Consider the following 20,444-nt stretch of genomic DNA (forward strand, 5'->3'; position numbering starts at 1 on the left):
TGGTAGAAATCTTACTAAAAAGGAGGAAGAAATATGGCTTGGTCTTGGGTACGTATGTTGGTGGTTCCGTTGAGTTTGGGGTCTATGGTGCTTGGGAAAAACGAAAAAAAGAATTCCTGTTCTAAGATGGCAGAATCCGACTGGAATCTCCATTCCGATTACTTTGAATTAATGGTTCTAAATGAACGTCTGAAAAAAGAGCTTGATGACTTAACTGTATAATGAATGACGTTTGAAAGTACTCATATGTTATGATGTGGGGAAATACGACACATAGAGGTTTTGAAATGGCAGCTCCAGACAAAAGTATCGTCTTTAACAAGTTGACGCAAAAATACGGATGTTCCTTCTCTGCTATCAAGGGAAAGCAAATTATGTTTCAATGAGTGGATCAATTGTTTACGGATAACAACGGTGAAAAAACAGTGGAAGATGATTACCGAATCGATTATCTCAAGCATCATTTGATTCAAATCGCTGAGGCAATTCAAGATGGCGTTGAACTGATGGGGTATACGACTTGGAATTGAATTGATCTTGTTAGCGCAACAACCGCCCAACTGAAAAAAAGATATTAGATGGAACATTGCAGTACTTGGAGGTGGATTAGTTATTTATGCAAATTTTAGTATTAGGTGCAACCGGACGTGTTGGCAGTCATATCGTGGCCAATGCGCTTAAGGATCAACACCATGTAACTGTACTGGTTCGTAATCCGGAAAAATGCCAGACTCATAATAAAAATTTAACAATCATTCAAGGTAATGTATTGAATCGAGAGGATATTATGCGTGCTATCCATGGAGCTGATGTCGTTATTAGTGCACTGAACACAGATGGGACCAATACGCTATCCGCAAGTATGCCGTTGATCATTGATGCAATGCGTGAAGAAGGAATAAAACGAATCATTACTTTAGGAACAGCTGGTATTCTGCAAAGTAGACAATCTCCGAGTGTTCTAAGATATCAATCCAGTGAATCCAGGCGTAAATCCACCCATGCTGCAGGAGAACATCATCGAGTATATTTGATGCTTCAAGATTCAATACTGGAATGGACGATAGTGTGTCCCACATATTTACCAGATGGAGTACACGTAGGTGTATACCGTGTAGAGCGTGATTTTCTACCTGAAGGTGGCACTGAAATATCCGTAAGGGATACAGCAGAATTCACGTACAATCAAGTTAAAGATGACTCTTATATCAAGTCTCGGGTAGGAATTTCTTACTAATTATTGAGAATTACCTGCAGATAAGGGAAAGAAGATATACCTAAGAAAAAATGAAAGATTTTGTTTATTGCAGCACCTGTAGGACGCAAAGGTAAAAATAGACGTTTAACACAACGTTCTATAGAAAAACTTGTTGAGAAATATGCAAAAGTCTTTGGAAAGCCGGCTTTGACGGTTCATTCTTTGAGGCATTCATTTGCCACACGTTATCATATTGAGAATATTGACATAAAGTTACCTGTCCTCAATGGTGCAACTGTCGCCAACCGGTCCAACTTCCTGCAGTCTTATCGCTTGCAGACTCTTTGCAATTGCCTTTAGCCGGTTTTAACCGCGTTTTTCTGGTATCTCTAATCGAAAACAATTCTTTGACTCCGTAGGAACTCCTGAAGCAGAATATGATTGAGGCTAAACCAGGGATGTGGACCGGTTCCTATACGTCAGGCAGCGTAACTTCTTTATTCTTCTGGTTTCCCAGTGAGCCTGCGCTTGATTTGGAGATGTTTCGTCTCCTCCCAGGGAAAGGCATTTACAGTCGGCCGTTCTCTCCTTGCCATTTAACCACTCACTGGAAGAGGCAATTTAATCAGGTAAACCAGCTATGGTAAAATAGAGGTTATTAAGAGACCTATCCAAGAAGCAGTAAATGTAAATAGAAGGGGCAAAATAGTAAGGAGGTAAGGGCACTAATGCCTTTACCTCCATTTCATCTTTTGTCAAAATACAATGCGTCTGATAAAACGATTGCCCAAATTGTTGCTGAGAACCTGCCTGAATGACCCAGCACCTTGCGTGTTTTGGAGCAAAGGCTATGAGGGCGCGTCGTAAGGAAGCTGTCGAGGTTATCCTTCAGGCTACTGTATGATCTGAATATATAACTGTTTTAGAATTGTTCTTAAGCATCAACAAATGCTATCATGAATTGGAGTGGTAATTAATAGTGTACATGCTTTTTAATTATATAGTATCTATAAAGTAATAAATAGAACCGGGGGCTGTTATTACTAATATGAAAACATATTATTGTGACCTTGAGGTTACGTTGGACATTATCGGAGGGAAGTGGAAGGGGCTTGTTTTGTATTATTTGATTAAAGGTCCAAAGCGCACGAGCGAGTTAAAGAGACAGATACCAGGTATTACTCAAAAAATGCTTATTCAAACGCTTCGAGACCTGGAAACGAGTGGACTGATACATAGAAAAGTGTATAATCAAGTCCCCCCGAAAGTCGAATATTCAACTACTGAACTTGGTCAATCTCTTGAATCTATTTTGAAAGCTCTTTGCAACTGGGGTGGAAAATATGCAGAGGAAACATTCGCACAGGATGAGTTCGAAATTTTGCACACGGATTAAAAATAGTATAAAACGAAAACCCCAGGGATATCATGCTTGGGGTTTTCGTTTATATAAACGGCTATAGAAGAGATTTAGCCCAACATCCTTACAATTGTTTCATTTTAGTTACTATATAACAAAAAAGTACGTACTTCTTTTTTAGATATGTTTGATACATAATGTCACTTGTAAGGTGGAATTACATCTTACACAAGTAAAATCGCTGCGTTGTTATAGTTTGGTTACTATAGCGGTACTAATATAGGCCATACGGCCTCAAGAGGGAGAGGACAGAAATTATGGGGAAATTCAATGGTAAGGTCGTGGTCGTCACGGGAGGGACAAGCGGTATCGGACTTGCAACGGCACAGCGTTTCGTGGAGGAAGGCGCGCATGTTTTCATAACTGGACGCAGACAAAACGAGCTGGACACAGCGGTGAAATTGATTGGGGAACGGGTCACTGGCGTTCAAGGTGACATATCAAATCTAAACGATCTAGACAAACTATTTGAAACGGTGAGACAGGAGAAAGGGCATCTGGACATTCTTTTCGCTAATGCCGGACTTGGCAGCTTCCTGCCCTTGGGCCATATTACAGAAGAGCAATACCAGATTACATTCGATGTAAACGTAAAGGGTACTCTGTTCACCATCCAGAAGGCTCTGCCGCTGTTTCCGGACCAGACTGGTTCCATCATTCTTACGGGTTCAACGGCATCTACGATCGGCGATGCAGGGTTTAGCGTGTACGGAGGAACCAAAGCGGCGCTCCGCCAGATGGCGAGAAACTGGATTACGGACTTAAAGGGGACCGGAATACGAATTAATGTACTGAGCCCAGGAATGATCCATACGCCGGCTTACGACGATTTGTTTGGAGAGGCGTTGGATCAAGTCCTTGAATCCGCTAAGGATACCGTTCCAATGAGCCGCCTTGGTAAAGCTGAGGAGATCGCCAGTGCAGTGATGTTCCTTGCCTCGGAGGAAAGCAGCTATGTCAACGGCATCGAACTATTCGTAGATGGTGGATTGGCACAAATCTAAGCATTCGTTAAAGGCCGCTTAATCAGCGGCCTTTTTATTTGAAGTTGTTTTTTTGTGACCAAAATAGGGGATTTATCGGTAATGGGATCAAGTTCTTGTCCCACAAGGGACGATGGTCTTGTCCAGCTTCTGATGACTCAACACACGCAAGAGACTAAATCACAACATATATACATATGTACAAAATACGGGTTTTGTGAATAAGTGGTATATAAATTAGTTTCCTTTTCTGATTCATGATTAATTGTCTATACTTCTCTAGCTGTTCAGCTAAATATTTTGAAAGCTGTTTTGCCTGATTGCTCACATTTTCCTTTGAACTGTATCCCACAACTCCGAGTATATTTAAAAGCAATTCTATATTTAGTTTTTGTGCTTATGAGGATCTTATCCCAATCCGTATGTTTCTTGCCATGCTGTAAAATATCGTCGGCATATTTTAGACAGTCATAATAAATAATAGACTAAATCAATATGACTATCGTTCTTTAATTTCCAATATAACCTTATTTACCCTTTTTCCTTGCTACTAGAACATATTGTAAGCAGCTCATATCCATATCGTCCTTCATCTCGCGGCACACCACTACTTCCAGTATCAGAACTATAAAAACGTTCAGTCTTTAAAATTGTTTTACACCAGTTAACAGGGAGGGGCTTCCCCTCCCCAAAAAAACATCAATATCTATTAACAAACACCTGAGAAGCTACTTTTTGCTCTCTTACACAAACTTCTTGATGCTACCTACCTAGCGTATTTATCATTAAAATAACACAGTTCGCTGATCTATATACTATATATGCGACCGATCATGAGAGCGGTACCGTAACATATATTCATCAAGAAGACACCCTCTATCGGCTGCAATTTTGCAGTTCCAGCTTTGAATCTTTATTGCGATATCACAACTTGTTTATGAAGCAGGTACAGCGGCGAATTGAATTAAGCAGCGATTCGCAAAATCGGTGGAAGCGCTTGAAACAGAGTTCATAAGTTATGATTCTCAAGTCATGGAAAACGACGGTTTTTTTGGCCAATCCCCCATTCTCCACTGAAATTCATGCTCGCCAAGTCCAAGATCTGCTGTTCGGCAAGATAATATGGGCTTTTCTCCCTTTTGGCATTACTACCCCTGCAGTTGTGGACCTAAAGACCACCATTCTCTAGTAATCGAGATGATTTACGGCTCCTGATCAAGTCAAGATATCCCATTTTGCATGGATATCCAATGTAATTCGAATCGATAGACCCATCGCTCCTGGGCTATGCCTTTGTTATACTTCCAAGTGAGGTTTCAAACAATCTATAATCTAGAATCAGGAATATAATCGTAGCATACTTCATTTCGCACTTTAATTTAAAACCCACACAGAGGAGCTCAAAGACATGAACTTTTTCAAAAAACTGTTTGGCGGCAATGAAATGGGCAAATCGGAAGACGGTACCACAATTTATGGCTATGACGCTCCGGATGAGCGGCAGGTTACACCTCCCTCCAAAATTTTGTACATGGAAGATTTAAACGAACATTTTAATAGAGTCTTTCCAAACCGAGAAACCGGCGTGTTCCATGAACTGATTTCAGACATCGTACATATTGACGTGAATATTATGGAAGCTACACATGATGAGCCATACAGAGTGCTGTACACCAATGGAATGAGCGATCTGCCGATGACACTCCCACAGGAAATTCGTAAAGAGTACAAGCATCTTGAACGCGCGGAGCTGATGATGTTTTTGCCGGCGGACTGGCCGCTTACGCAGAAGGATTTTGAATCGGAGGAGAACTACTGGCCAATCCGGCTGATGAAGATGCTTGCCCGATTCCCGCATATGTATCAGTCGTGGCTTGGATACGGCCATACTATCCCCAACACTGGGGATTACGAGCCATATGCGCCTAACACTGAGCTGTCCGGAGTGATCCTGTTTGCTCTGCCGGAAGAGGTTAGCACAGTCCATACGAAAGATGGCAATCAGGTTCAGGTTTATTTCCTGGTTCCGCTATACCAGGAGGAAATGGAGTTCAAACTGGAGTCCGGAATGGATGAACTGGTTGCCAAGCTGTCCGAGCTTCCAGATGATTTCCTCGTTCTGAATCGGAATAGACGCAACGCTTGTAAATAACTGCCCGGATTAACGGGTTTGAAACAGCTTTAAAAGGCTGAGCCTAAGTAAAGGATATGACTTTGGGCTCAGCCTTTTTATTAGAATGTAAATCCCACGTGTAGCCCCAGTGCATTAGAGCAGTCACTACGCCAAAATTGGACTTCCGGCAATGCTCTGTTCATAAGAAACAGCCCCTTTTCGATTCTCGTTAAAAATATTCGACTACCCTAGCCCACTAACTCTTAAGATCAGCTTTTCTACGTGCTTGGCTTAGTTTTAGATGATTATCAAATCGGCTATAGTACCATGTTCTTGTCCACTGACAGTAAGCTCATTTGCTGATAATTAGATAGTGACTGCTGCAGCTCCACAGCAATCAATGAAAACTGAAGTTCATTGTTTTTAAAGCTATGATTTTTTTATTTTGGTTACTGATAGTAAGATTGAGATTCACCGCTACTACATGTCAACCTTGGAATGCCGCAGTTAGAACTGCTAGATCTAATCTGCGGCGAAGTTAGTTTATCTATAATGTTAAAGTTTACAGCGATAACAATAGTCTTCAGATTTCACAAGTGAAGGCAAAACTTCCGCTCTCCAGTTTGTGCTGCTCACCATTTGGCATAACAAGTGTGCATTCAGTAGATACGGGTACATGAACATGAATAGCAAATCTGTTTTCTTCAATACTCCACTCAGATGATGCATATCCATAAGGTGTCTGGATGCTTCCTTTTGCTGACGTAATTCCGCCTCCTAAGACTGGTGCAATCCGGAAGGTCTTGTACCCCCCGCTGGTTGGCTCAAGGCCAACCATTCGTCTGTATAACCAGTCTCCCACTGCACCGTTAGCATAATGATTGAAGGAGACCATCCCTCCACCGGATCCTTCATCTGATTTGTTTCCGCTTAGATCACCTATATTCACTGTTCCATCCGGGCGGAGTGCATCCCAGCGTTCCCAGATGGTTGTTCCTCCAGCTTTGACCTCATACAGCCAAGACGGACATCCCTCCTGAAGCAGCAGCTCGTATGCTTTATCAGGATATCCATTGTCTGATAGAGCAAACAATAGATAAGGGGTTCCTGTAAAGCCAGTGGTCAGCTTGTTGCCTGCCTCACGAACAAGCCGGACAAGATTTTCCGCCATAACGGCTGTCTCTTTACCTTCTGTCATATTGAAATGAAGTGGAAGGACGTAGGCGGTCTGAAATTCTTTTTTTAAATTACCTTTACTATCAGTAAAGATTTTGCGATAAGCTTCAATAATTCTAGATCTTAGTTTCCGGTAATAAACGGCATCCTCTTCATAGCCAAGCAAGTCAGCAATTTGGGCAGCCAAACCGCAAGAGTTGGCAAAATAAGCTGTCCCGACCCACTTACCTTTCTTTAGCCACTGCCTGGCTGTCTCGTCAGGTGCGCACCAGTCTCCAAAATGAAACGGGAAACGCCAGACGTGACGGCTGTTAGGTGTAACCGAAAAAAGTTCAGACCACCACTTAGCCGCTTTTAAAAATTTCTTAATCGTTGGATATTGCCGCTCCAAAAGCTGCTTGTCGCCGCGGGCAAGGTATTCTGCCCAAGGTACAAGAATGCAGCTGTCTCCCCAAGCAGATGTAGCCATTCTTGGCCAGTGGTCGCCTGCGCGGGGGACAACCATAGGAAGGCCTCCACCTGGTGCCTGCTCCGCCCGCATATCTGCCAGCCATTTGTCCAGAAACCGGCTTAAATCAAAATTGTAACAGGCAGTCCGAGCAAATACGGCAATATCACCGGTCCACCCCTGACGTTCATCACGCTGCGGGCAGTCTGTAGGAATATCAACAAAGTTAGATTTGCCTCCCCAACGAATATTGCTGTGTAATTGATTAATTAATTCATTAGAGCATTCGAATTCACTTATTTCTTCAAAATCGGAATGAAGCACCAGCGCTGATAATTCCAAATCTTCGGCATGGATACCTCTTACACCTACATAACGGAATCCCATATAGGTTAGGCGTGGAGAGTACGTTTGTGGACCATCTTTGCAAATATAGGTTGCTGTCGCTTTCGCGGTACGTAGCGATTTAACGAATAACTCCCCATCAACAAGAACCTCTGCATGACGAAAGATAACCTCTTGATGATTTTTGCCAAGCAGTTTTGCCGAAATGACTCCGGCAAAATTCTGACCGAAATCATAGATCATTTCACCGCTCGGTGAAAGAGTACAGGAAATCGGCTTCAGTACTTCCTGAACACGGACCGGATCTCCATACTGTGCCGACAAAAGAGGATTCTTGCGTGGAGCTGACAAGGTTGTCTGTTTCCATTCAATCCGTTCCAAGTCTACAGTGGCATCATAAGTCTCTCCGTCATACCATTCGGCCATGCGGTAGTTACCCTCTTCTGAGACTTGCCAGGATTCATCTGTAACCACTTCATCATAGGATCCGTCGGTATACTCAATATGCAATTCGCATAGAAACGCTTGCCGGTCGGCATTGATCTTGTTCTTCCGGACGTAATTGAAGGATCCGGCTGCCCAACCACCTGCTACGACAGCGATTAACCTATTATCAGTCCCGAGTGAGCCGCTAACGTCATACGTTTGATATTGTATTTGATGATCATAAGAAGTGAAGCCTGGAGCAAAGTAGTCCCTCCCCACCTTGCTGCCATTCAACATCAGTTCATAGACACCTAGTGCTGTAGCATTAATCCATGCACGACGCACAGGCTTGCTTATTGTGAACGCACGCTTGAAGGTCATTGGAACTGGTGAAACCTTTTTTGGAAAATCATAACCTCCATCTGTAATCCATTTCCCCTGCCAAAGAACTCCCAACCGTCCAGTTTCAAAAGATGTCTCAGCATCAGCGGTTTGTCCGCTTGTACCTGTTGCAGTGACATGAACACTATACGTAGTAAAGGGCTTCAGTTCTCCGCTATAAACATTATTTATTTGATCTGTGGTTTCATATTTCCAGTCCCCAATTGTTATCACTGCGCTTAACAGGCTTTCACCCTTCACATCGGAATCGAGCGCAAATGAAATATTTGGACTTCTATCCGTGATACAGCCTTGTTCCATATTTTCTATTTTTAATTTGTTTATTTTAAGCATTGTTTTGTTCCTCCCTGCGGTCTTTCATTGCTTTCTGTTTAAGTCCCAGCCCCTTCTCCACATTTAAGAAGATCAGCAAGCCAATTAAGATAATACTGGTAATGGTTTCAAATCCCACAAAAGCAAAGGTGATCATGTCCTGAACAGATTCTGACTGGGTACTAACTAAATCACCTGCTTGATTATAAAAGGGGGCTGCATAACCCGCAAAAGATAACATGCCGTTGAAGATACCTGTACATAAGCCACCCATCGTTACGGCAATAGTGGTATAAACAGACATCGCAATTCCATCACAACGATACCCGGTTTTCCATTCCATATGGTCTAGTGTGTCTGCGAATAGTGCCATAAAAATATAGGCGCTTGGCAGAAAGCCTAAATTCTTAATGAATTGCCCTGCCAGAACGATTGGCATGTTGGCCGGATATACCCAGCAAACGGCACTACCTATGCCAACCAGAACAAAACCTATAAGGGTTACATTCCTTTTTCCAAACTTTTTGGCTAACGGCCATACAGCAAAAATCCCAATGCCAAGCGGAACTCCGCCTACAACAGAAATTAACGTCTGTGTAACACCATCACTATAGGTCCCTAGCACATAGTTGCAATAATAGACCAGGCTCAGATTTTTCAGACAGACACCAAAGGTATAGATTAAGAAGTAACTCAGAATAATTAACATATACCGGTCCGAAACAATAGCCTTCAGCTGCGTACGAAAGGGTAACTTGGACTCGCCATCCTCAATATTTCCGCCTGTACTCTCAGCCGTCACGCGTTCCTTCGTAAAAAAATATTCAATTAGAGTAAGTGGTAAGACTGCTATGGAAATAACGCACATCACGAGGATCCAACGGCTTTTATCAACCCCGATAAGCGGCAGAATAGTCATTGGAAAAATTAAGGCTACAATTATTCCACTCATCATAATCGTTGAAACCTGACTGAATACAGACAATTTCCCGCGCTGTATACCATCACGGGTAGAAAGAGGCACCATTAAATTATGGCCCACATTATAAGTCGTGAAAGCAATTGAATAATACAAATTGTAGGATAGGACAATCCAGATCACCTGTATTTTTGTATCTGCTTGTGGCACAAGAAATAGCAGTATACCAGAAACCAGCATTAGCGGTGCAGATAATAACAGCCAAGGCCGTGCTTTTCCCTGTCTTGTTCTTGTACGGTCAATAATATATCCCATAACAAAATTTGCTATGGCGTCAAGGATCTTTGAAACGATCGGAAATGCAACAAGGAACACTCCACCGCCGACGGAGGTCAAACCAAGTACATCTGTGTAATAAACATTCAGATAAGCCGCCAGAACAGCATTCAACAACAACGCTCCGGAAGGACCAATCAGATAACCGAGCCAGCGTTCTTTCGCAGTAGTATCCGCTGAGGTTACACGGGAATTCATAGCCTTCGATTGAAAAACCGCTTTCATACGATTCATTTGTTTTCACTCCTTATTGTTCACCCGGAAGAGGAAGCGGCTTGTCCTTTTTTAAAAGGGTCTTCAGCCCTTTGATAAGGTTCCCGTTAGCCAGTTCTGCAAAACCGATCGCAGTTTGGTATGTGAATTTCCCTCCTGATGACATGCACATGGAGCGGATTGAATTGTAAGGCATCATTTTTACGACAAAATGAGAATTTTTCATTCGGGTATCGCGTTCCAGTGAATCCGGCATAGCTTGCGCTTTTTTATAATCCTTTTGTATGACATGCATAACTCCGGTATACAGGATGCGCCCCATCAAAGTCCTCTTAAACTCAGCCAGAGTAGATTCGATTGTTAATTTAGACTTTGATACTGCTACTGGGAGAGGATATCCGACCAGCTTCTCAAAGGCAGCAGGGATACTGAGCGGCGGCTTATTGTAAGCATCCATAATATCAGCCGAATAGGGAATTACGGCTTCCTTCTCACCGGTTATTGTTATAGATGCGTTTAAACGAATATCCACTGCCGAGGCGGCCACAGCAATTTCATAAGTACCATTCTCCAAAACCCACCGCTGCTCTTTAACGTTCCAGTAAGATAAATCAGATTGGTTAAACTTCAGCTCAATCGTTTTGGTCTCTCCTTCTGTCAAGAATACTTTAGAGAAGGCACGGAGCTCTTTATCTGCTTTAAACACCTTGCTTCGATTATTTTCCACGTAAAGCTGTATGACCTCGGAGCCGCTGCGCCCACCGATATTTGTCACATCCGTCTTCACTGTGATCGTTTCACCGCTCTGGCTAAAGGATAAATTGCTGTATTGAAATGATGTATATGACAATCCGTATCCGAAAGGGAACCGCAGTGTGGTACCGGCCTTATCGTAGAAGCGGTATCCAACATAAATACTTTCATAGTAATTTGAGATAGAACTGCGGTTATAATCAGCGTAACAGCTTGTACTGCTGTTATGCATAGGCCAGCTTTCTGCAAGCTTCCCTGAAGGTGTAACTTCCCCATACAGTAAGGCCGCTGCAGCTTCTCCTCCATACATCCCCGGCAAATACATATTTAGCATGGAAGAAAGCTTATCGAAGAAAGGCAGTTCTACAGGTGCGCCGGCGAATAAGACTAGTATTACTTTTTTTCTTGTAGCGATAAGAGCGTTTAATAACTCTGTCTGGTTATCTCCCATCTTCATATGCTCCCGGTCGAATCCTTCACTCTCCTCAAAGTCGGAAAGGCCCCCGAAGAACAGAATGGTGTCTGCTTGCTTCGCGGCATCCAGCGCCGCTTGCTCCAACGCAGTGTCCCTTTCCGTATAAAAGCAGCGAAATCCCTTTTCATATATGTAAGAAACTCCGCGTTCATCAAACGCGTTCATAGGGGTAATGACCTTGGGCGGATTGATCAGTGACGAACCAGCTCCCTGATAACGCATTTTTTCGAACATCTCACCGACAACAAGCAGGTTTTCCTTTCCGCTTAACGGCAGAGTGCCGTCATTTTTAAGTAGCACTGCACTGTCTTTGGCGATCTCACAGGATAGCTGTGCATGAGACTCTGGATTATAACCCTCGCCTTTGGGCTTCTTGGGAGTACATTGTTCAACAAGGCCCAGCATTCTTTCAACTGCTTGATCCAGCTTATGCATAGGTAATTTTCCGGTTTTGGCTGCTTCAATGACTGTTTTTCGGTTATGCCACACGCCACCAGGCATGTCGAGGTCGCAACCCGCCAGCACACCTTCTACGCGGTCACAGGTAGCCCCCCAGTCTGTCAATACAACGCCTTCAAAGCCCCACTCATCTCTCAATATAGAAGAAAGTAATTTCTTGTTTTGAGAAGCAAATACTCCATTCAACTGATTATATGAACACATCACAGTATACGGACTCGCCTCTTTAACAACGCTTTCAAATGCACGAAGATATATTTCTCTAAGTGCACGCTCATCAACGATACTGTTACCTACAAAACGGAAATTCTCATTTGAATTGGCTGCAAAATGCTTTACACTGCAGCCTACTCCCCTACTTTGAACCCCCTGTACAAATGCCGTGCCAAACTTACCTGAAACAAACGGATCTTCGGAATAATACTCAAAGTTTCGTCCACATAACGGACTGCGCTTGATATTAACTCCCGGTGCAAGCAACACATCCACTTCCTCGGCATTACATTCTTCAGCAATGGCTTCACCCATTCTCTTTGCATACTCCGGGTTCCAAGAAGAGGCAACCGTAACTGAGGTCGGAAACGCAGTAGAGTGAGCATTGTCGGAGACAGCGAATCCACCGCCTGCACTCCTAACCTTTCGAAGCCCATGGGGACCATCAGTTAAAAAAAGTTTCGGTATACCTAATCGAGGTATTCCATTTGTATTCCAGGAATCAATACCTTCGAGGAGCGCCGCTTTTTCTTCAATTGTCAACAGATTAAGAAGCTTTTTCTTACTTTTCATTGTTTCCTCCTTGCAGTAATTATTGTCCCAGTCTACGACATTTTCATGAGAACGTATTGTACATCTATGAACTGGATTGCAAATTTCGAGCATTTTCTTTAACAATAAAAAAGCAATCGAATACCCACATCTATTCCGGGTACTGATTGCTTTAATGTGCTTATTATTTGAGGCGGCTACGTACCATTTTTAAAAGTATTCCTGTATTTTAAAGGAGTCTTTCCTGTATACTTTTTAAATTGATTTTGAAAATAGCTTTGTGAGGAGAAGCAAAGATAATTACTAATCTCACTCAAAGGTTTATCAGAAAAAGCCAGCAGCTTTTTAGCTTCCTCCATTTTTATCTTATGGATATAACTGCTTAAACTAATACCCATATCCTCGTTGAACCTCCTGGATATATAGGACGCACTAACACCCAAGTCAGAAGCAATCTTACTAACTAATATAATGGAGTTTATATTTTTTTTAATACTTTGAATACATTCGATAGTAATGAGTGAAGCATTTTTAGGAATTTCGTTCATCGCCACTCTCTCGGCAAAATCAAAAATCATTTGTTGCCGCAAGAATGAAAGAGTGTCAAGCCGGGACAAGCTTTCTGACTGTTGAATATAAGTATCGCTGAGATGATATGCCGTTTCAATATCCAGGCCACCTTCTATAGCCGCCCGGGTAACCAAAGTGACGCTGGCAATAAAAATATTTTTCTCCTGACGCAGCGCATCCTTTGCAACAAGGCCGCCTTTGCCACGTACAGAATTTTCAAATAAAGCCTTAAGCCTTTCCACATCTCCAGTACGCACAAATTCAATGATTTGTTGCTCGAGAGTATAGGTATTATGGAAGGTAAGTTCCGTCTCTGTTTCATACAAGTTTTTTGACATCTTGTTCTTAATGTCTGCTTCAAAGCTGTTGAAATGGTTACCGGTCATCAGTAGCTTCTCAACAGTTATTCTCTTCCTTGTAAGAGCAAAGTTAAAAATGCATAGCGAATTCAAAAAGCCTTCAAAAGAGATTAAGGGTATTTTAGTAATAAATTCAGAGAATGCTGTGCTGTGTTGATAAGAAATTGTAGAATGAATCCTAATCTTGGAAAGATGATTTTTTGTTAAAGGCGTGTAGTAGCCCGGCCCCAATATAAACTCTCCCGCTGAACCAACATTAGTAATCTTCCCGTAGAATAGAAAGTCTTCTGAAACATAGTAACTCACAGCATGCTCATCTTGGGCCAAAATAGGGAGTGCTTTGCTCACAGGGTCTAAATATGTCGGAACATCGGGCAGCACCCGTACAAGTTGCTGGTCTATATAATATCTTATTGGTAAGCCAGTAATATTATAGAAAGAATCCATTAGAAAATGAATATCTTTTATAAGCATGGTGTTCACCCCTGTATCACTAGTATGCGTTCTTAGTTAATTACGTTATGCTTGCTTACAAAGAAAAAGCTTGCCCTCTAGGAACAAGCTTTTTAACCAAGAACGCTCTATTCTCCTGCAATATCTAATTCAGATACAATTTTTTTATATGCTCGTCCATCATCCTTGCCTTGAATAGGGTTCCATACTTGAGCAAAGAACGGTTCACGCTTAGCACGTTCTTTGTAATTCCAGCTTTCACGTTCACATTGAGGGCAGAAATGTCCTCCCTCAAGAACAAGTTTGGGACTGGCACTAAAGGTATGGCCGAATGCACATTTGAAATCAAGCTTATTCGTCCAATTTCCCGTCGCCATCTCTGTAGACAGGCATTCACCACCGCGGAATGTTGCAGCCTCTTTCATATCTTCAATATTTAATTGTGAGGCAGGCTTATTCTCATCATAACCATGGTCAAGCTTGATAACTTTGTTCCAATCGGTGAATTTCTTCATCTCGGATAGTTTTCCCGGAATCGACTCCCAATTTTTCTTACTGCCCCAATAAGCATCGATTTTCTCAATATCATTATCCTCTATAAAACGCAGTGTCCCACGTTCTTTCACAGCTTGTTTTTTCATTGTACGCTTAATCATAGCCCCCATTAATTTTTGCCCTCTCGGGAGCTTCGTGATGACTTTTGCTACTGGAACAAGTGCGCCAAGATTATCGAGATAGCTCTGATAGAAGTACTCCATCGTATCCTGTCGAAAGTGGAAATAATTCTCCAGCTTGTCAGAATCCAGATAGTATTGTCCATGAAAATTCCTGGTAGCATACCATTTAGGGTCGATGACATGATCAAGATTGGTAATGCCAAGCTTGCCGTACAGCACTTGGTACATCTCAAGTGTACTCACCCGGCAGCTTTCTCCTCCGCCAATGTTATAGATATGCTGCCAAAATGCTTTATCAAGCTCTCCGTCGATATCCTGGATACACAGGTTACGCATTAATCGTCCTGAATCCCGGTCAGATACGTACTCAAGTACATTTTCCAGACAATTATGGAACATAATCGGGTCTTGAATCTTACTCATCGCCGGGCCCATAATACCCGTTTGGCGGAGACTCACCCAATAGCTTAGTCCAGATTCAATGACCATACGCTCGGCAGCGATTTTAGAAACGGCATAGTAATCATATACACTTGGCTTAAGAGGATCACCCACACGTCCCCAATGGATTGGCGGCATACGGTCACCGGTTTCTGCTATTGTACCGATATTTACAAAGCGCGTGACATCAGCACGACCACTTTTCTTAATGGAGTCAATGATGTTTTTCGCTGAACCATAGTTAATCTGCATGGCCCGATCGGGAAACTCATCAGCCGCAGGAGAAACAAAAGCAGCGATATGAAGGATAATGTCGGCATCCTTCACACATTCATCCACCAGGTTGCGATCCAACAAATTGCCATAGACTATTTTCACACCGTTCAGCCTTTCATAGGGCTGGAGCTTCTCACGGCTGTTAGGATTGTCTAAATCAAAGAGCAGCAGTTCGCATTTCGCCAGATCGTTTATAAGCAGCTTTAACGTCTCTCCACCCATATTGCCTGCTGCACCCGTAATCATGATTCGTTTTTTCTTCATTATTGTTCACCTGCATCATAAGTTTATTGACAAGTCATTCGCCTACCTTCATACTACGGACACGGTGTCTATTTAACAACCATCAGTTGTTTTATGCTTTGATGGAATCTAGACATCTGAGAGCAAAGTGTCTAATTATCTAGAAATTTTATTTTTTGGAGATGAAATGATCATGAATCAACGTGAACGGTTAACCAAACTACTGCTGAAACAGAGCTTGATCCGCTTACTCAAAGAGAAAAATATAAGCCAAATTAGTGTTAAGGAATTGTGCACCTCAGCAGGCATCAATCGCTCCACGTTCTACTTACATTATGCCAATGCTTATGACCTGCTTGAAAATGTTGAACAGGAGATTATTAATAATACAAGTGCCTATCTGGATAAAATTGAAGCTGGAGACAGCGGTATTACTTATATTCAGACTTTTTTAGAGTACATTAAAAAGGATGAGGAGCTATTCACTGTCATGCTCCTCACCTCCAATGAAAACGTGTTATTTCCCAAACGCCTTCTGAATGAAATACTCAAGAATATTGATAGTCAGCTTCAACTCAACATACCTGAACGATTGAAACGGTATACTTATTCTTACCTGGTCAATGGAAGCCTAGCGATCATACAAGAATGGATACAAGAAGGATTTGTCATCTCCAGTAATGAACTGGCAGAGCTCATCTTCTCTTTGGCCGACCATTCCTTAGTGGCGATTACATCATCAGAAGAGAAATAAGTATCTATAGGTCAACAAAAAAAACTGATCTTCAACAAGATTAGCCCTAGGCTTCTTACTTATCTATCTTTTTGCATGTCCCGACCGATCACTTCTGGATTGCTATATTTTCAGATATATAGGTTGAATGATATGGCTTCAATATATGTTCATAAATCTCTTTATTTACAAATAAGATCCTCCACTTGCGTCGATGACCTGTCCAGTGATCCAACTGCTATCTGGAGAAGCGAGGAACGCAGCGATATCTGCGATATCCTTCGGTTCACCCCATCGTCCGAAAATTGAGAAGTTGGCACCGAACTCCCGACTTTCCTCATTCTGCAGCATATCAGCATTCATATCGGTGGCTACAAATCCAGGAGCAATCGCGTTAATTGTAATACCCCGCGGGCCAAGCTGATTGGCAAGTGAAAGTGTCAGGACGTTAATAGCGGATTTCGACATGCTATAGGCCGGGATAGCTGGCAAAGAAATGGGGGTTACGGCTGAAGAAATCTGAATGATACGCCCTTCGCTTCGTAAATGAGGCAGTGCCTGCTGGATCATGAAGAACGGCGCTTTTACATTCAGCATCATCAGCGAATCAAAGTCTTCCTCCTTCGTATCTTCAATGGCAGAGGTGAGTCCCATCCCCGCATTGTTGACTAGAATATCAATACTGAACATGCCGAACCGTGCAATGAGCTCCTGTTCAACAGTAGCGTAAAGGCTTCGGACTCCATTAAGTGTTCCAAGGTCAGAGCAAGCGGAAAATGCTGAGCCTCCGTTGCGATTAATTTCCTCCACAACCTCTATAGCAGCCCTCTGGTTGGTTGCGTAATGCACTACGACCGTTGCACCTTCTTGTCCAAGTCGCTGTGCAATTGCCCGGCCGATTCCTCTACTTCCTCCAGTTACAATAGCCACTTTGTTATGCATTTTACTCATGTTATCCAACTCCTGACGATTTATTTTGTTTTTGCATTTCAGTTGTACCATACCCGGACTTTCTCAATGTTGCTCGCTCATTCGCCAATACTCGGCTTGTGCGATCTTGCTATTTCATTCCCATTTGCTTACAGAATCCTGATATTAAGGGTATACTTAGGCTAGAGGTGATGCCGGTTGGATGATGTAGTTCAGGAGGGTTCACTACTAACGGAAGAACTTGACAATAACGCAAATTACGAGCATCCATTTTTTTACGGGGTTCGCACGACTGGTATTTTCTGCAGACCTTCTTGCAAGTCAAGACCTCCTAAAAAAGAGAATGTCCGAATTTTCTTCGATGCGTCGCAGGCACTAGCGGAAAATTTCCGACCTTGCAAACGATGCAAACCATGCGGACAACGACTTCCTGACGAAGAATGGGTCGACCAGATCACCTGGTATATCGACAGGCACTTTGCCGATACGATCACGCTGGAACTTTTGGCTGAACAGTGCCATGGGAGTCCCTATCATTTGCAGAGGACTTTCAAGCGGATAAAGCATATGACGCCTATGGAATATATTCAGAGAAAAAGAATAGAAACAGCTCAAAAGTACATGCTGGAAACGAACAAGTCGTTCGCGGATATTTCAAAATATGTCGGATTTTCCAGTGTTTCATATTTTACAACTCTCTTTAAGAGATTGACGACGCGAACGCCGGCTGAATTCAGAGCATACTATGCGGATAAGCTGAGCCCTGAGGATCTATCTTATGAGCAATCCCTTTAACACCAGAAGCCTAGCTTCGCTTAACCATCACCTGCTCCGGTCCATCTAATATTATTTTGTCGCAACCTAATCTTTATAAAATAAAAATTCCAAATCAAAAACGGCTGCCTTTAAAGGCAGCCGTACGTTAGATTATTTACGAACAGAGACAATGAACTTCTCCAGTGAGCTTGTGCCGGTAATACTCTGATTGCAAGCCTGGCCGTCTAGACATACGTATTGGCCAATGGAAGAATACTGATCGGGCAAAGCACCTGCAGGCTTGGTCTTGACGGTTATGAACGCAAGCTCCTGATGCCGGTTGCAGAACATGCAATACCCTTTCTTGTGCGTTGGCATGATTCTTCCTTCAATGCCGATGAATTGTCCCTCGAATGGATAGACCATAAATAGTTTGTTCGTAGCAATGTCAACCCAGCTCAGATATGTGACATATCTAAAATCAATGGATTGCAGATCAGGTACCTTCAGCTTCTTATTCTTCGGAAAAAGCTTCTGGATCTGCTTCAGTGTAATCGGTGGAAAAGGTTCCAGATAGGGTTCCAATGCAATAAGATAACTCTGGAATTCATGTGCTGTCTCCAAACCGGATACTTGCTCCAGCATGTGTTCCTGCTCTGTTGACAGAGAAAGAAACGCATCAATGATATTCACAGCGGTGCGATATCTTACTGTTTTTAGGACGCTCTGATCCGCGACGGATCGGAGTGTTTTTTGAAGAAATTCGGATTGTTTCTTAATGACGTTATATTGATGGTTTCTAATAAATGGTGTATTCATAGCTCTGCAGCCCCTTATTTTTAATGGAAAAACCATAAGGTGCAAAGCCCGTTATTAGAAACGATAAAGTCAAGTATGGGCGATCGGATCCATTCTCTCGCCCTCACACAAAGTATCGCCCCTAAATTAGGCTTTGCATGAGGACTTCCTAGCTAATGAGCAATTAGGTTTTGCCATCAGTATAACCCCCTATCAGATGAACAAAAGTTCTTTCGAAAAAAGTATAGCAGGGAATTCTGAATGGTGCAATTCATCCGAAGGACACCATTTAAGATGATCCGTACACAGCATCAGACTTCATCCATTGCATTCCGGATGTCATATTCGCTGATATCTATTTCCATTTCTATACCCAGAGCCATTCTAGCCAGCTGCCTTCCTACATAAGGACCCATCGTCAATCCGGATGCGCCAAGTCCATTAGCTGCAAGTAGACCTTCCCAGCCGGGGACTGTCCCGATGACAGGGAGAAATCCTGGTGTAAAAGGGCGGAAACCTACTCTTGTCTCCAGAAAAGTACTATTCACTAAACCAGGCGCCAGGTCTAACCCTTTATTCAGAATCTCCTGAATTCCACCGGCAGTTATTCTTGTATCGTAGCCTGCGACTTCATTTTCGTGGGTTGAACCGATAACAATCCTTTGTTGACCCATAGACAGCAAATACTGATCATTTGGCGGAATAACTACAGGCCAGTGATCTGTATCTTGATGATCTGGAATCTCTAAATGAACGATTTGAGCTTTTTGATAACGGACTTTAAAATTGATGCCTAACGGCTGCAAAAGCGGATGGGCCCACGCTCCGGCGCACACGATGATAACATCAGCATTGTAGGTTTGTGTACCCACAACTACGCCTGTTACACGATGTGCGCTGTATTGCAGCTTGGCATCCCCATGCATAAAGACGGCACCGTTTCGCTGTGCAGACTGATTGAGCGCATCGCGCAAAGCACGTCCGTCAACCCGGGCAGCGCCGCTGATATGAACGGAAGAATAACCCTCTTCCAGTACCGGAAAAAGCTCGCGTGTTCGTGCTGCATTAAGCTGTATAATATCTCCGATCTCAGGTGCATCCACCTTTCGCAGATTAGCCCTTTCCTCCATTTGTTTGATTTTCATCACGTCCTGATGAACACTAAGAGCTCCAACGCGGGCATAACCGGTATCTGTCTCACCTTCGTCCCGAAGCTGTGTGATCAACTCCGGGTAGTAACCGGCACCTGCTTTGGCGAGTCGATACCAAGCCTGATTACGCCGCTGCGACAGCCAAGGACAGATAATGCCGGCGGCAGCATCGGTTGCTTGTCCCTTATCCTTGTGGTCGACAACAAGGATATCCGCTCCCATTTTAGCTAAATGATAGGCCGTTGACGCCCCAAGGATTCCTGAGCCGATGATGATAACTTTCTTCATAAGTCCCTTTTCTTCCCTTCCTTAAA

At 43.0% G+C, this 20,444-nt stretch carries 15 protein-coding genes and 2 pseudogenes; 9 read left to right on the plus strand and 8 right to left on the minus strand.

Annotated features, from left to right (window positions below; all coding sequences use genetic code 11):
* Window positions 1-33 precede the first annotated feature (33 nt).
* From ACAN54_RS03210 to ACAN54_RS03240, 7 genes and pseudogenes are all read left to right on the plus strand, one after another.
* Entirely contained in the window at window positions 34-222 is a 189-nt protein-coding gene (locus tag ACAN54_RS03210) for a hypothetical protein (protein WP_379152440.1), read from the plus strand.
* 164 nt (window positions 223-386) lie between these two features.
* A pseudogene (locus ACAN54_RS03215) lies at window positions 387-527 on the plus strand (family 1 glycosylhydrolase); the annotation flags it as partial.
* Between the two features lie 89 nt (window positions 528-616).
* A complete protein-coding gene (locus ACAN54_RS03220) occupies window positions 617-1,237 on the plus strand; it encodes an NAD(P)-dependent oxidoreductase (protein WP_379152443.1) in 621 nt (206 codons plus the stop codon).
* An 11-nt stretch (window positions 1,238-1,248) separates the two neighbouring features.
* Window positions 1,249-1,468: pseudogene (locus tag ACAN54_RS03225) on the plus strand (tyrosine-type recombinase/integrase); the annotation flags it as partial.
* Window positions 1,469-2,246: 778 nt separating this feature from the next.
* Window positions 2,247-2,594: a winged helix-turn-helix transcriptional regulator gene (locus tag ACAN54_RS03230; protein WP_379152446.1), complete on the plus strand. Its 348-nt coding sequence runs from the start codon at window positions 2,247-2,249 to the stop codon at window positions 2,592-2,594.
* Window positions 2,595-2,875: 281 nt separating this feature from the next.
* Window positions 2,876-3,622, plus strand: coding sequence for an SDR family NAD(P)-dependent oxidoreductase (locus ACAN54_RS03235; protein WP_379152449.1), 747 nt, complete (start codon window positions 2,876-2,878; stop codon window positions 3,620-3,622).
* 1,387 nt (window positions 3,623-5,009) lie between these two features.
* Window positions 5,010-5,753, plus strand: coding sequence for a suppressor of fused domain protein (locus ACAN54_RS03240; protein WP_379152453.1), 744 nt, complete (start codon window positions 5,010-5,012; stop codon window positions 5,751-5,753).
* Window positions 5,754-6,297: 544 nt separating this feature from the next.
* Here the strand turns inward: ACAN54_RS03240 and ACAN54_RS03245 are convergent.
* The 5 genes from ACAN54_RS03245 to ACAN54_RS03265 form a co-directional block, all read right to left on the minus strand.
* Window positions 6,298-8,844, minus strand: a complete 2,547-nt coding sequence (locus tag ACAN54_RS03245; RefSeq protein ID WP_379152456.1) for an alpha-L-rhamnosidase — start codon at window positions 8,842-8,844, stop codon at window positions 6,298-6,300.
* Window positions 8,837-10,312, minus strand: coding sequence for an MFS transporter (locus ACAN54_RS03250; protein ID WP_379152459.1), 1,476 nt, complete (start codon window positions 10,310-10,312; stop codon window positions 8,837-8,839). The genes ACAN54_RS03245 and ACAN54_RS03250 overlap by 8 nt, the downstream gene beginning before the upstream one ends.
* 13 nt (window positions 10,313-10,325) lie before the next feature.
* Entirely contained in the window at window positions 10,326-12,764 is a 2,439-nt protein-coding gene (locus ACAN54_RS03255; RefSeq protein WP_379152462.1) for a glycoside hydrolase family 3 C-terminal domain-containing protein, read from the minus strand.
* A gap of 176 nt (window positions 12,765-12,940) precedes the next feature.
* Window positions 12,941-14,146 (minus strand): helix-turn-helix domain-containing protein, encoded by a 1,206-nt coding sequence (locus ACAN54_RS03260; RefSeq protein WP_379152465.1) that lies wholly within the window; start codon window positions 14,144-14,146, stop codon window positions 12,941-12,943.
* A 107-nt stretch (window positions 14,147-14,253) separates the two neighbouring features.
* Complete coding sequence (locus ACAN54_RS03265; RefSeq protein ID WP_379152469.1) at window positions 14,254-15,783, minus strand: NAD-dependent epimerase/dehydratase family protein; 1,530 nt, start codon at window positions 15,781-15,783, stop codon at window positions 14,254-14,256.
* A 172-nt stretch (window positions 15,784-15,955) separates the two neighbouring features.
* On the opposite strand from ACAN54_RS03265, the gene ACAN54_RS03270 reads away from it, so the two are divergent.
* Complete coding sequence (locus ACAN54_RS03270; protein ID WP_379152472.1) at window positions 15,956-16,516, plus strand: TetR/AcrR family transcriptional regulator; 561 nt, start codon at window positions 15,956-15,958, stop codon at window positions 16,514-16,516.
* A gap of 165 nt (window positions 16,517-16,681) precedes the next feature.
* On the opposite strand, the gene ACAN54_RS03275 is transcribed toward ACAN54_RS03270, so the two are convergent.
* Window positions 16,682-17,446 (minus strand): SDR family oxidoreductase, encoded by a 765-nt coding sequence (locus ACAN54_RS03275; RefSeq protein WP_379152475.1) that lies wholly within the window; start codon window positions 17,444-17,446, stop codon window positions 16,682-16,684.
* 177 nt (window positions 17,447-17,623) lie between these two features.
* On the opposite strand from ACAN54_RS03275, the gene ACAN54_RS03280 reads away from it, so the two are divergent.
* Window positions 17,624-18,220, plus strand: coding sequence for a bifunctional transcriptional activator/DNA repair enzyme AdaA (locus ACAN54_RS03280; RefSeq protein WP_379152478.1), 597 nt, complete (start codon window positions 17,624-17,626; stop codon window positions 18,218-18,220).
* A 132-nt stretch (window positions 18,221-18,352) separates the two neighbouring features.
* Here ACAN54_RS03280 and ACAN54_RS03285 read toward each other — a convergent pair whose 3' ends face one another.
* A complete protein-coding gene (locus tag ACAN54_RS03285) occupies window positions 18,353-19,000 on the minus strand; it encodes a FusB/FusC family EF-G-binding protein (RefSeq protein WP_379152481.1) in 648 nt (215 codons plus the stop codon).
* A 290-nt stretch (window positions 19,001-19,290) separates the two neighbouring features.
* Entirely contained in the window at window positions 19,291-20,418 is a 1,128-nt protein-coding gene (locus ACAN54_RS03290; RefSeq protein WP_379152485.1) for an NAD(P)/FAD-dependent oxidoreductase, read from the minus strand.
* Window positions 20,419-20,444: the final 26 nt, after the last annotated feature.

This window comes from Paenibacillus diazotrophicus (assembly GCF_042610465.1).